This is a genomic window from Streptomyces sp. NPDC002276 (assembly GCF_053891435.1).
Genome location: NZ_JBSFCQ010000012.1, coordinates 1 through 13,335 on the forward strand (window position 1 = coordinate 1; position 13,335 = coordinate 13,335).

Here is a 13,335-nt window from a genome sequence, read left to right on the forward strand (position 1 = left end):
GCTCGGCGACGGCCAGTTCCGCGCCGTCGGCGACCCGGACCACCACCGCCCGCCCCGACAGCGTGCCGTAATCGACCCCGACGACGTAGGTGTCGGGATGGGTGTGATCGAGGTGCTCGGTGGTCACCGCCGCACCCTCCTTTGTTCGAGATTTCGACCAGTGTTCGATGTGTTGGATGGAGTGTAGGGAAAAATCTCAAAAATGGGGACTTCCTGCGGGGCCCGGCTCAACTTGCCGGGCCCCGGAGGAAGTTGATGTCAGCCGGAGACGGGCGCGACGGTGATGCGGTCGATGTTGGGCGCGTAGGCGCTCGCGTTGGCAAACGTGACGGTATTCGTACCAGCCGTCAGGGTGATCGGGACGGGCAAGTCCCAGTAGGTGGACCAGCTGTAGTTGTTGCGGAACATGACGGTCTGCGCGGTGCCGCCGTTGACGGAGATCTGCGCCGCCCTGGAGACGACGTTGGTGTTGTAGTTGCCGGAGCCGGAGACCTGGTTGTTGGCGTAGCGGACGTTCACGACGTAGCGCCCGGCGTTGGCGGCGCTCACCTGGAAGGTGAGGGTGTTGGCCGAGCCGTTGCCGATGTAGCCGACGTACTTGCCGCCGGAGGCCCAGGTGTCCGAGGTCGCGACGGCGGTTCCGGCGAGGGTGGCGCTCTCGGCCTCGTACGCGGAGACGCCCGTGGTGTCGGCGCTCGCGGACACCCGCAGGTCGCGCAGGGTCAGCGTGGTCGAGCCCGAAGTCGCTGCCGTGATGCGGTTGTTGCCCGCCGACAGGTACAGCCGCGAGCTCTTGTCGGTGAGCGTGCCGCTCGTGGAGGCCAGGGTGACGGCGGTGGCGCCGTCCAGGGTGAGAGTGCCGGACCCGTTCGAGGAGTAGTCGGTGTGGACGGTGTAGTAGCCGTCGGTCGGCGCGTAGACGTCGAAGGCGGCCGAGTTGCCCGAGGTCAGCGCCAGGGCGCCCGCTCCCGTCGTACCGGAGGCCGTGTAGGTGTAGGTCGGCGAGCCGGTGATGTCGGCGTACGTGGCCGGGTACGAGGTGTCGGCGGTGGAGGCCGCGGTGAGGTCGATCTTGTCGAGCGTGACCTCGTTGGTCCCCTTGGCCAGGGTGATCGTGTGCGTCCCGGCGGTCAGGGGCACCGCGGCGCCGGCCGTGGAGCGGTAGGTCCAGTTCAGCGTCGGTGAGTAGTTGATCGTCTGGGACGAGCCGCCGTCGACCGTGAGGGTCTGGGTCGCGGGGCCGCCGGACTGGTTGCCGTAGAAGACGTTGAGGTTGTACGTGCCCGTGGTCGGGACGGTGACGCTGAAGGCGACCTTGCTGCCGGTCTGGTTGAGGCTGCCGACGTCCTTGGTGCCCGAAGTGGCGTATCCGTAGGCGTTGGTGACGCTGCCCTGGGTGTAGACGGTGCCGCTGGTGATGGTCGCGTTCTCGGCCTCGTACGACGCCGACCACGGGGTGCTCGCGGCGGTGGGCGTGCCGGTGCCTGCCGGGTTGACGATGATCCGGTAGGCCGACATCGGGTCGAGGTTGGTCAGCGGCACGGTGATGCTGCCGTCCGAGGCGACCGTGTAGGTGCTGCGGGCCAGGACCGTCGGCGCGGGGCCGGCGCCCTCGTAGCCGCTCCAGGCGGTGCGCTCCACCGAGACGTTGACGGTGGATCCGAACGACGACGGTATGTGCTGCACGACCGTGTTCGCCGAGCCGGAGGTGCCGCCGCCGAGGAGGACCTGGGCCTGCTTGCGGCCCGTGTCGAGGGACGCGATGCCCTGGAGCGTGTCGATGACGTTGGCCTGCGGCGGGGTCACCTTGGCGGTCTGGCCGGTCAGGCCCGCGTACCAACGCAGCAGCCACCAGTCGCCGTTGGGGATGTTGGTCTGGCTGACGTTGCCGTCCAGGTTCCCCGCGATGTCCCAGTAAGCCTGGTCGGCGTAGACCTTGTTGCGCTCGAACATGGACATCCACTGGACCATCTGGCCCGGCACCGAGAGGTCGCGGCGGTCACCGTACTCGTTGATGTTGACCGGGCGGGGGCTGATGCCCGCGTTGGTCTCGATGGTGCGGTAGGCGGCGAGGTTGCCCTCGAAGTTGGACAGGGAGGTGGGGTCCAGCTCGTGCCAAGTGGTCATGTCCGGAAGGACGTTGTTGGCCTTGGCCCACGGGTAGAAGTCGCCCATCAGACGAGCGTCGTAGTGCGTCTCGTTGGGGCCGGCGATGCGCGCGTTCGGGATGATCGAGCGGATCTTGTTGTAGACCGTCGTCCAGTCGCTCTCGAAGCTCGCGAGCGCGCTCTGGTACGTGGCGGTGGTCGAACTGCCAAGCCCCGTGTACCAGTTGCCGTCCGGCTCGTTGAACGGCACCCACACGAACGTGCTCGCGTCGGAACGTGCCGCGACCTTGGTGACCATCGTGTCGACCTTGGCGAGGTAGTCGGTCAACCCGAGGTTCTCATAAGGCCAGTTGGCGTAGATGTCCTGCATGTAGATGAGGTTGTCGCCGCCGCCCCCGCGGGCGAACTCCGGCTGGACGACCAGCGCGTCACCGTTCGGGTGCTGCGTGCCGTCCGGTGCCTTCTGCGCGATGGACGTCATGTGCAGGGGCGTGACGATGTTGTCGCCGGGGACTCCGTCGTCGCTGAGTCCGTACAGGGCGCCGTTGGCTCCGTGCATGACCGCGCCGGTGGTCGTGCCGAGGTCGACGGTCAGCGTCGGGGTGGCCGCCTGCGCGGCGGGCACGGTCAGCGCCGTGCCCACGAGGGCGGCGGTCACCACGACCGTGCCCATGAGAGCGCGGACGGAACGGGGTCTGCGGGGTGTTCGAGGCATGGCTGTCCTCCTCCTCCCGCGGCTCTGCGGGAGGCTGTCGGGGGTACTTCGGGGGTGACCGGGGCGGCTCAACAGGCCCGGCCCGGGGGCTACTTGACGGCGCCGCTCGTGATGCCGGAGACGATGCGGCGCTGCGCGACGACGAAGACGAGGACCATGGGGAGGCTCATCATCACGACGTAGGCGAAGATCAGGTGCCAGTTGTTGAGGTACAGCTGGGCGTTGGCGACCTGGTAGAGGTTGAGCGGCAGGGTGGCCTTGTCGCCGCCGCCGAGGACGAAGAAGGCGTAGAAGATGTCGCTCCAGGCGTAGAGCATCACCATGATCGTGGCGGTGGCGATGACCGGGCGCAGCAGCGGCAGGATGATGCGGAAAAAGACCCGCACCGGTCCCGCGCCGTCCATGCGGGCGGCCTCCTCCAGCTCCTCGGGGAGGGCGCGGATGAACCCGGTCATGAAGAAGATCGAGGTGGACAGGTACATCCCGGCGTAGACGCCGATCATGCCGGGTCGGGTGCCGGCCAGGCCGAGTTGGCGCAGTTCCATGACGATGGTGATGACCGCGGGCGGGAGCAGCAGTCCGCTGATGCTCAGCGCGTACAGGGTGGTGACCAGGCGGCCCTTGCGGCGGGCGAACACCCAGGCGGCGCCCGCCCCCAGGAGCAGGACGAGGACGACGGACGGGGCGACGACCAGGAGGCTGTTGACGAAGCCCTGGACGATCTTGCCCTCGTCGAAGCTCTGCTTGTAGTTGGCGGCGGCCTGGACGTGGTGGGGCAGGGAGAGGTTGGGCTTGATCGCCTCGGCCTGCGGCTTGAAGGAGGTGACCGCCACCAGCCACAGCGGGATGCCGATGGTGACGCCCGCGATGATCAGGACGACGAGCGGCTGGACCCAGCGCAGCGGGCGCCGGTGCGCGGGGATGAACGCGGTAACGGTGGTCACTGGTTGTTCTCCCTGCGGCGCAGGCCGACGATGACGGGCACGGCGAGGACGACGACGATGAGGAAGAGAACGAGGCTCATCGCTGATGCCTGCGCGTACAGGCCCTGGCCGAAGATGCGGAACATGTAGATGTTGAAGACCTCGGTCTCGCTGCCGGGACCGCCTCCGGTGGTCGCCTGCACGATGTCGAAGGTGTTCATGGAGCCGATCAGCGCGGTCGTCACGTTGAAGGTGACCGCCGGCGCGAGCAGCGGGAACCTGACCGACCAGAAGGTGCGCCACCAGCCGGCCCCGTCGATCCGGGCCGCCTCCAGTACGTCACCCGGCATGCTCTTCAGGCCCGCCAGGTAGATCAGCATGGCCAGGCCCATCCACTTCCAGCCGTGGATGAGGGTCACCACGACCAGCGTCCAGGTGGTCGAGCCGAGCCAGGGGGTGTCGACGTGGTGTCCCGCGAGCGATGACAGCACGCTGTTGAGCGCGCCGTCCTGGGCGAGCAGGGCGCGGAAGATGTAGCCGACGGCGAGCGCGGAGATCAGTACCGGGAGGAAGAAGACCGCGCGGAAGAAGCGGTTGAAGCGGGTGTCGCGCTCCAGCAGCAGGGCCAGGGCGAGACCGAAGCCGTTCTGGAAGACGGCCACGAGGACCGCGTACTCCAGGGTGATGCGGATGTCACGGGCCATCGACCCGTCGTGCAGGATGGTGCTGAAGTTCGAGAGTCCCACGAAACCGATCTGCGAGTGGAACGCCGACCAGTCGGTGAACGGGTAGACGAAGTTCAGCAGGTTCGGCAGCAGGAAGAACACGCCGAACACGGCGAGCGCGGGCAGGGCGAACCACCACGGCTGGTTGGCCTTGCTGCGCAGGCGGGTGCGACGGGACGTCCGGTCCTGGCCGTCGTCCTGGGCTCGGTCCTTCGCGCGCGTGGCGTCGATGGCGTCCATCGTGGCGGTGTCCACCACTTTCTTACCTCCGGGTACGGTCCCGGGCCCGCCGCCGACGGGCGGCCCGGGGGAAGGGCTGGCTCGGTGGCGCCGGTCAGAAGCCGGCGACGCCGCGTGCCTTGAGGACCTGCTTGAACTGGTCCTCGGCAGCCTGGGCGACCTGGAGCGGGGTCTTCTTGCCGTAGATCATGTCGGCGAGCGCGAGGTGCATGTCGGGCGCGGTGAGCGCCTTGACCTGGAAGACGCCGGAGGCACTGGACAGGGCCTTGGCCTGGGCGATCGCGGTCTGCGGCAGGCCGTCGGGGTTGGGCACCGAGGGCTCCACCGACACGAGCTTGTTGGCCTTGATGTAGGCCGGGTAGTTGGGGCCGAGCCAGAAGGACATGAACTGCCGGGCGGCGTTCTGCCGCTTGCTGTCACCGGTGTTGAAGGCGACGACGCCGTTCGTCTGGTCCGGGGAGTACTCGGCCTTCGCCGCGCTGTTGGCGATGGGGAACCAGCCGAGCTTCTTGTCGATGTCCGCCGTGCTGGCGGTGGCCTGGATCTCGGACTGGAGAGCGGTGACGTTGACGGCCATCGCGGCGGTGCCGTCCATGATCGCCTTGCCCTGGTCGACGAAGGTCGCCGTCTTGTAGTTCTTCTGGGCCAGGCCGCCGTCGAGGACCTTCGTCTTGTACTTGGTGATCGCGTCGACGATGGTCTTGTTGGTCCAACTGTCCTTGTTCTTGTTGAGGTTGTCCCAGAAGGACTGCGGCAGATCCGTCATCTGGGCCTGCACCTGCCATTGCAGCGGCCACTTGTCGCCGCCGACCTCGAAGAACGGCGCCACGCCTGAGACCTTCGACTTGATCTTCGCGGCGTCGGCGAGCAGCTCGTCGTAACTGGCGGGCATGGTGGTGATGCCGGCCTTCGCGAAGACGTCCTTGTTGTAGTAGACGCCGAGGACCGCGGGGCTGGTGACGATGGCCGCGTAGCGGTGACCGTCGACCTGGCCGAGGGTCTTCTCCGTCGTGCCGAGCTTGGAGACCCAGTCCTCGTTGTCGAGCGTCAGCAGGTTCTTGGCCGGCTGCACGAACGGCAGGGTGCTGCCGGTGGGCTGCCAGAACATGAGGTCCGGCTTGACGCCCGAGGCGAGCTTGGTCGGGACGTTCGACTCGTACGGGTCGGGTATCACCTCGGTGGTGATCTTGGCGCCGGTGGCCTTCTCGAACGCCTCGATGGCCTGCTTGGGCTCCGAGACGCTGTTCTGGGCCACCCACATGGTGAGGTTGACGCCCTTGAGGGAGGCGGTCGGGTTGACCGAGCCCTCGGGCGCTGCGGCTGTGGTGGCACCGGTGCTGTCACTGCACGCGGTGGCGGTCAGCCCGAGGACACAGGCGGTGGCAAGGGCGGAGACGGCTCTTCTCATGGCGGATCCTTGATCGTTCGCAGAAAGGAGGCGGGGCGGTACTGCGGAGATGTGCGATGACTGCGGGGAAGACGGCTGACGGATACGGCGAGGTCGGACGTGCGTTCCGGATCATGCGTTCCGGATCATGCGTTCCGTGGCCCCGAGCTCTCCCGGAGGATGAGGGTGGGTTCGGCCGGCACCGGAGCGGGTTCCTGCCGGTCGGCGTCGAGTTGGGCGCGCAGCAGCCCGAACGCGGCGCGGCCCAGCCCGTGGAAGTCCATGCGGACGGTGGTGAGGGACGGGGTGACGAAACCGGAGTGCGGAGCGTCGTCGAAGCCGATGACGCTGACGTCCTCCGGGACCCGCCGGCCCGCGTGATGCAGGGCCCGCAGCACACCCAGCGCCAGGTCGTCGTTGCCGCACAGGATCGCGGTGACGTCCGGGTTCCGGGCGAGCTTCTTTCCGGCCTCGTAGCCGGCCTGGGCGTCCCAGCCCTTGCCGGACGGCGGGGGCGGGGTGACGCCGGCCGCTTCCAGGGCTCCGCGCCAGCCCTCGGCACGGGGACTCGCCAGGCGCCGGGATCCGGTAGAGGCGGGGAGCGCCACGTAGTGGACGGTCCCGTGCCCGAGCGCCAGCAGGTGTTCGGTGGCGGCACGGGCCGCCTCGCGGTCGTCGGCCCACACCGCCGGACGGCTGGGTGTCCGGCCCGGCGGCGGCGCTTCGACCAGCGCCGCGCACGGTACGTGCGCCGGTACGCGATCCAGAGCAGCGGCACCGAGGCGGTCGAAGCCGATGACCACTACGCCGCCACCGGTGTCGGCCGCCGCGGCGATCGTGCGGTCCAGGTCGTCCTCGGGGGTCACGACCCGTACGCCGAGGGCGTATCCGGCGGCGCGGGACGCCTCCTCCAGGCCTTGCAGGGTGGCTGCGTAGCCGTAGAGGACGGTGTTCGACGTGATGACCGTGACCGATCGGGTCACCCCGCTGGCCAGGGCGAACGCGGTGGCGTTGCGCCTGAATCCCAACGTCTCGATGGCGGCGTCGACCCGCTTGCGGGTCGTCTCCTTGACGTTCGGGTGGCCGTTGATGACCCGCGAAACGGTCTGGTAGGAGACGCCTGCCGCAGCCGCGACATCGCGGATACTGGCGGCTTTCTGTGGCCCCGGCGAGGGGTCTCCGTGGCCGCCTGAGCTTGTGTGACCGGTCACATCCATGCCAGGATTGTGAGCGGTCACAACGTAGGCGTCAAGAGACCGTAACGGGGGATTTACCTTCCGGAGGCAGCGGCCGGAGCGGAAACGAACTCCCCGCCAGGCGAGAAATCCCAGCTCGACGCCTGTACGAGACCTGCAGGACCGAACCGTCCCAGAAGGGGAAAATGCGTTGACCAGTGTCGTAGAAACAGTCGAGAGGTCCCGTGTCTGGTCGCATCCGGCGCTCGGGCTGCATGCCGTCGTCGATGCCGCCGGAGCGGTCCGGCTGGGAGCGCCCGGTCAGGACTGGGCCCGTCTGGTGCCGCTCGTCGAGGTGACCGCGACCGGGCACGGGCGTCTGTGGTCGGGGGAGCGCTTCATCGAGACGGCCATCGGCGACCGGATGACCTACCGCGACCACGAGACCGTACGGGACGGAAGCACGGAGCGTACGACGATCCGGCTGGCGGACCCCATGACCGGACTCGCCGCCGAGGTCACCCTGGAGGCGGGCGTCGGCTTCCTGCGTGCGGGCGTACGGCTCGTCAACGAGGGCGCCGGGCAACTGCGGTTGGAGAGCGTGACGACCCTGACGCTCGGTGGAATTCTGGACGCGGACGCCGGTCTCTGCGGGCTGTCCGTGCACTGGGCGGACAACGACTGGCTGGCCGAGTGCCGTTGGCGGCAGGCCGAACTCCGTGACCAGGTCGTGCCGTTGAGCCGGTCCGCGCACGGGCACGAGGGTCGCGGCTGCTTCGAGCGCTATTCGCAAGGGAGTTGGTCCACCGGACGGCACCTCCCGATGGGTGCGCTCACCGACCGGAACGGCGGGGCGTGGCTGTGGCAGATCGAGTCCAGCGCGGGCTGGCGCTTCGAGACCGGAGAGCGCGAAGGCGCCGCCTACGTCGCCCTGTTCGGGCCGGACGACGCTCACCATCAGTGGCAGCACATCTTGGCTCCCGGTGAGGAGTTCCACACTGTCCCCGCGGTTCTCGTCCGCGCGGAGAGCGGTGGCCTGGACGCCGCCTTCGCGACCCTGACCGACTACCGCCGGGGCATCCGTCGCGACCACCCCGACCATCGCCAACTCCCGGTGATCTACAACGACTACATGAACACCCTGATGGGCGACCCCACCACCGAACGGCTCCTGCCGCTCATCGAGGCGGCGGCGAGTGCTGGTGCCGAGGTGTTCGTGATCGACGCGGGTTGGTACGACGACGATGCCCAGGGCTGGTGGGACTCCGTCGGCGCGTGGGAGCCTGCCACCAACCGTTTCCCGGGCGGCATACAGGTAGTCCTGGACGCCATCACCAAGCACGGCATGACCCCCGGGTTGTGGCTGGAGCCCGAAGTCGTGGGTGTACGCAGCCCGTTGGCGCACACTCTGCCGCCGGAGGCGTTCTTCCGGCGCGGCGGTCTGCGCGTCACCGAACACGGTCGGCACCATCTGGACCTGCGGCACCCGGCCGCCCGTGCCCACCTGGACGAGGTCGTGGACCGGCTGGTCGGTGAGTGGGGTGTCGGCTATCTGAAGCTCGACTACAACATCAACATCGGGCCCGGCACGGAGAACGGGACCGAGAGCGCGGGCGCGGGACTGCTCGGGCATCATCGTGCCCACCTCGACTGGATGGCTGGACTCCTCGACCGTCATCCTCAACTGGTCCTGGAGAACTGCGGATCGGGCGGTCTGCGCATGGACTACGCCCAACTCGCCGTGGCCCAGATCCAGTCCACCAGCGACCAGCAGGACCCGCTGCGCTACCCGCCCATCGCCGCCTCGGCCGGCACCGCCGCAGCACCTGAGCAGGCCGCCGTATGGGCCTACCCCCAGCCCGAACAGAGCCTGGACGAGGTCGCCTTCACCCTCACCGGTCCGTTGCTGAGCCGTATCCACCTCTCTGGTTTCCTCGACCGCATGAGTGACGAGCAGTTCGGTCTCGTCCGCTCCGCGGTCGCCGTCTACAAGGACATCAGGCCGGAGATCGCCGCCGCGCATCCGTTCTGGCCGCTGGGCCTTCCTGGCTGGGAGGACGAGTGGATCGCGCACGGGCTGCGGGGCGTGGAGTCCACGTATGTCATGGTCTGGAGGCGGGAGGCTGGAGCGGGTGCCACCGCCGACCGCATGCTGACCGTCCCCCACCTGCGCGGCGCCCATGTCCATCCCACGGTGTTGTATCCGGCTACCGGCGACGCGGGCGCGGAATGGGACGCGGCCAACGGAAGGGTGACGGTGTCCCTTCCTCGCGCAGACACCGCCGTTCTCATCCGGTTGAGCCAGACGGAATCCTGATCAGCAGTATGAGAGCCGGTACCCACACACGCGGGTGTCGGCCTGTCAGGTAGGAATTCTTGGTCGGACGGGCGGCCTCGGTGGGCGTGATGGTGCAAGCGGTCTCCTCCGACTCGGCCTGGTCCTCGGCTCGCCGGCAGTCGTCGCCTGCGGCCGACCAGGGGATTGGTCGTGACCAGCACCGTGGTGGCGGTGATAGTCCCCATTCACCACCGACCGGTGTATCGCGGCGATCAAGCTCTGCCAGCAGCTACGACAATCCGAGTTCGAGGTAACTAATCCTCGATTTCAATTTATTGTTGGTGAGAGAGCGGTTAGAAGCGGGCAAAACCGACTGAAAGATTGCCTCAAGAAATGATTGCCTGCTTGTCTGGGTTTCTTGCGTCGGTAGGATCTCTCCGTGGCTCGCTGAAATATCCAGCCGCACCACATCGAATTGCGCGGAGGTAGCGAAATGACTCAGATCATCGTCGCCGAGCAGCTCTTCATCGGAAAGTTGGAGGCTCCCAGGATCACTTTGCTCGGCGCCCTGGACGACGAGCAGGGTGTGACCGGAATGGGGCTGGAAAGCCAGACCCCGAAGCCGATCACGGCCATCATCTACAACGGCATCTGATCGCCGGATTTCGTGGCAATGGCTGGTGCCGGTTTCCCCGGCGCCAGCCCGCCGGTGTCTTTGAACTCCGGTGTCTTTGAACTCACGGGTGCGCGGACCGACAGTGGGGATCGAAAATATGCCAAGGCGGATTTGGGTGGCCGAGGGCGTTGCGAGTGACGGGGACATGTACGGGCGTGCTCTGCACCTGCCTGACCGGCGGGGTGTCGAACGTCCGGGTCCGGGCTCCGCCGGCGGAACGGACGTCCAGCGTAGAGCGGGGACGATCCTCAAGAATCATCTGGGCGACATTCCGTCATGTCCCTGCCTGGCGGCTCTGCTGCCTGGTCCGCAGGACGCGTCTGCCCGACAAGCGGAGTCGGCGGTGCCTGTCGTGCCGGTGCGCGCTCTGGAGGCCACCGATGTCTGACAGTGCGTTGAGGGATGGTATCCAGGCCAACTTCAAGGCCGTCTTCGGAGGCCGAGAGGGCACGCTGCTGACCGACGAACCCGAACTCGCCGCGTGGCTGAGGGAGCTCGGGGTGGCGGCCACCACCTTCGACGGGGTTCTCTCCGGGCGTGTCATGCCGCCCGCGTGCGCCGTCGCCGTTCCCCTGGACTACGGGCGTCTGCCGACTCGTCTCGAACTGCGGGACATCTTTGCCCGAAGCAGCGTGCTGTGGATTTCCCTCGCATCGTTCTCCGGTGAACTCGGCGTGGCCAAATATGCGGTTGAGAGATTTTCCGAGATCGACCTCATCGGCGCGGTTGCGGCTAACCGGCGAGTGATATCCCAATTGCTTCTCGCCCGAGAAGAGGTCCGCATGTCCGGACCGGGAACCGATCTCACCATCCGGCTTCCGGAGGTTCTCCAGCTCTCCAGCCGCACCCGCGCGGAACTCTTTTCCGACGAGCACTCCACCATCGGAAACTACTTCGAAGTGGCGATGTCACCCACAGATCTGGCCGGACAGGTCGATTCCGAACTCGTCGTGTCGGGGACCCTGCGCATGGACTCCGTCCTGGTTGCCAAACATCGCGAACTGCAAGGCGAGAGAGCTGAGCATTTCGCCGCGGCGAAGGAAATAGCCGACGACATGCGCAAGGCATGCCCGCTGGACGTCACCATCGAGGACAACCACATCGTCGACGGTTTCGGCCCCTGGGCCGACGGCATCCACGCGACCAGCGGCCGCGAGTACGGCGGCGCGGTCACCGAACTCGCCATCGGCACCGGCCTCCTGGACCCGGCGCGCGTCGACTGGAGCCTCAACTGCCTTCTCAACGAGGGCGCGGCCGGCATCCACCTCGGCGTCGGCAACGGCCTCACCGGCATGCACTTCGACTTCATCTCGACGGAGGCCTGCCTTGTCCGCTGACACCAGCACCCGCCATCGCCTCGTCGACTCGCTACACCTCGAAGCCGAGCCCGACGGTGGTGCCCACGTCGTCGACGACCGCACTTTTTCCGCCGCGCATGTCAACGCGTCCGCCCGAATCGTCCTGGAGGCCCTGCGCCGGCCCCGCACCCGAGAGGACCTACAGGCCGTCCTCGCCGAAGCAGCCGAGTGCACGTCGTCAGAGGCGGCCGGGCCGGTGGCACAGCTGCTGGAAGAACTGATGTCGTACGGATGGATCGAGGAAGCATGAGTCCGAGGGCGTGACGGGTGCTTGTGGGAGCATCCGTCTCCTCGACCACTTCGTCCCAACCGCGTATTTCTGCACCTTGCGAATTCGATTCCTCCTTATCCATTTAGGGTACGTGAAATAGATACGGCAGGTTTCGTGCGATAACCAAGATACCCGTCACCTTGGATGCGGCACCGTCTCGTATTGAAGAACCGACTCCTGGGCAACGGGAAGCTTGCCAGATTGCCCTGGTCAATATGCCTTTCGTCTCCATCTACCAGCCATCCCTTCAAATTGGGCTCCTCAAGGCCCTTGCCGCCGACGCAGGGTTTCGGGCGGAGAGCTTTTACTTCAACCTCGAATTCTCCCAGATCATGGGAAGTCGTGTCTATGAACAGATGGCGCACCACCGGGGCCGAATGTTCGGGGACTCGCTCTTTTCTGTAGCAGCATTCGGTGACGAGGCGCCGGATCATCTTGCTGAAATGCTGGACCGCTTTGCGGACGATACCGATGCGTTGTTGGATGATCTGAAGTTGACCCGTGAGCAGTTGATCAGGATCAGAAACGAAAGTGTCCCCAGGTTCATCGATTCATTGTTGGAGGCAGTGGACTGGGGGAAGTTCCGCATCGTCGGTTTCACGTCCACGTTCCAGCAGAATGCGGCCTCATTCGCGTTGGCGCGACGCATCAAGCACCACTTCCCCTCGACTCTCGTCGTATTTGGCAGAGCCAACTTCGAGGGTGAAATGGGAAAAGAACTGATGGCGAAGACGGACTTCATTGACTACTACTTCGACGGGGAAGCCGACGACTCTTTTCCTGAATTCCTCAGGAGATTGTCCTCCGGCAGAGACTCGGCTGACGTGGCCGGAGTCGTAGCGAAAAGCAGGATCGCTTCGGAATCTCCGGAAGGGGGCGTTCCAGGCAGGCCGCCGCTCGACCACATGGACCGTCTCCCGGTCCCCGACTTCGAAGAATACTTCGATCGGTCCTTGAGTCTAGGGGTGATCTCCGAGGAATCGCGCAGACTCGTGGCCCTGCCTTTCGAGAGTTCTCGCGGCTGCTGGTGGGGACAGAAGCACCACTGCACCTTCTGCGGTCTCAACGGATCGACCATGGGCTTCCGTTCCAAATCATCGGCCCGCGTACGGCAGGAACTTGCTGTGCTCGCCAGGTCCTACGGGAGTGTGCGCTTCGAAGCCGTCGACAACATACTCGACATGAAGTACTTCACCGACCTCCTTCCCGAACTCCAACAAGAGGGATTCAACTACCAGTTCTTCTACGAAGTGAAGTCGAACCTGACTCGGGAAAAGATCAAGGCGCTCAGCGAAGGCGGCGTCGTGCACGTGCAACCGGGGATCGTGCAACCGGGGATCGAATCCCTGGACACCAGAGTACTGAAGCTGATGCGCAAGGGGATCACGGGCATACAGAAGCGGCTCCAGGCGGTCCCACAATTCATCCGACACGATCCACGGCGACGTCCACACACCAGACCGAACCCTCAACTCCCGC

General features: G+C 66.4%; 9 protein-coding genes and 2 pseudogenes. 5 read left to right on the forward strand and 6 right to left on the reverse strand.

The window, feature by feature from the left end; translation table 11 throughout:
- Positions 1 to 258: 258 nt before the first annotated feature.
- From ACWIHT_RS27980 to ACWIHT_RS28000, 5 genes are all read right to left on the reverse strand, one after another.
- The gene (locus ACWIHT_RS27980; protein WP_456171050.1) at positions 259 to 2,823 is read right to left on the reverse strand and encodes a CBM35 domain-containing protein; all 2,565 of its coding nucleotides are present in this window, start codon (positions 2,821 to 2,823) and stop codon (positions 259 to 261) included.
- Positions 2,824 to 2,912: 89 nt separating this feature from the next.
- Positions 2,913 to 3,767, reverse strand: a complete 855-nt coding sequence (locus tag ACWIHT_RS27985) for a carbohydrate ABC transporter permease (RefSeq protein WP_456171052.1) — start codon at positions 3,765 to 3,767, stop codon at positions 2,913 to 2,915.
- Positions 3,764 to 4,729 (reverse strand): carbohydrate ABC transporter permease, encoded by a 966-nt coding sequence (locus tag ACWIHT_RS27990; protein WP_456171054.1) that lies wholly within the window; start codon positions 4,727 to 4,729, stop codon positions 3,764 to 3,766. Before ACWIHT_RS27990 ends, ACWIHT_RS27985 begins: the two co-directional genes overlap by 4 nt.
- Positions 4,730 to 4,805: 76 nt before the next feature.
- The gene (locus tag ACWIHT_RS27995) at positions 4,806 to 6,119 is read right to left on the reverse strand and encodes an ABC transporter substrate-binding protein (protein ID WP_456171056.1); all 1,314 of its coding nucleotides are present in this window, start codon (positions 6,117 to 6,119) and stop codon (positions 4,806 to 4,808) included.
- A gap of 125 nt (positions 6,120 to 6,244) precedes the next feature.
- The gene (locus ACWIHT_RS28000; RefSeq protein WP_456171058.1) at positions 6,245 to 7,315 is read right to left on the reverse strand and encodes a LacI family DNA-binding transcriptional regulator; all 1,071 of its coding nucleotides are present in this window, start codon (positions 7,313 to 7,315) and stop codon (positions 6,245 to 6,247) included.
- 169 nt (positions 7,316 to 7,484) lie between these two features.
- Between ACWIHT_RS28000 and ACWIHT_RS28005 the strand changes: the two genes are divergently transcribed.
- The 5 genes and pseudogenes from ACWIHT_RS28005 to ACWIHT_RS28025 all read left to right on the forward strand — a co-directional run.
- Complete coding sequence (locus tag ACWIHT_RS28005; RefSeq protein WP_456171059.1) at positions 7,485 to 9,590, forward strand: glycoside hydrolase family 36 protein; 2,106 nt, start codon at positions 7,485 to 7,487, stop codon at positions 9,588 to 9,590.
- A 454-nt stretch (positions 9,591 to 10,044) separates the two neighbouring features.
- Positions 10,045 to 10,206 (forward strand): hypothetical protein, encoded by a 162-nt coding sequence (locus ACWIHT_RS28010; protein ID WP_456171060.1) that lies wholly within the window; start codon positions 10,045 to 10,047, stop codon positions 10,204 to 10,206.
- Between the two features lie 401 nt (positions 10,207 to 10,607).
- A complete protein-coding gene (locus ACWIHT_RS28015; RefSeq protein ID WP_456171061.1) occupies positions 10,608 to 11,564 on the forward strand; it encodes a hypothetical protein in 957 nt (318 codons plus the stop codon).
- Positions 11,554 to 11,835, forward strand: a complete 282-nt coding sequence (locus ACWIHT_RS28020; protein WP_456171062.1) for a PqqD family protein — start codon at positions 11,554 to 11,556, stop codon at positions 11,833 to 11,835. Before ACWIHT_RS28015 ends, ACWIHT_RS28020 begins: the two co-directional genes overlap by 11 nt.
- A gap of 236 nt (positions 11,836 to 12,071) precedes the next feature.
- Positions 12,072 to 13,193: pseudogene (locus ACWIHT_RS28025) on the forward strand (RiPP maturation radical SAM C-methyltransferase); the annotation flags it as partial.
- A 45-nt stretch (positions 13,194 to 13,238) separates the two neighbouring features.
- On the opposite strand, the pseudogene ACWIHT_RS28030 reads toward ACWIHT_RS28025, so the two are convergent.
- Positions 13,239 to 13,328, reverse strand: a pseudogene (locus tag ACWIHT_RS28030) (IS5/IS1182 family transposase); the annotation flags it as partial.
- Positions 13,329 to 13,335: the final 7 nt, after the last annotated feature.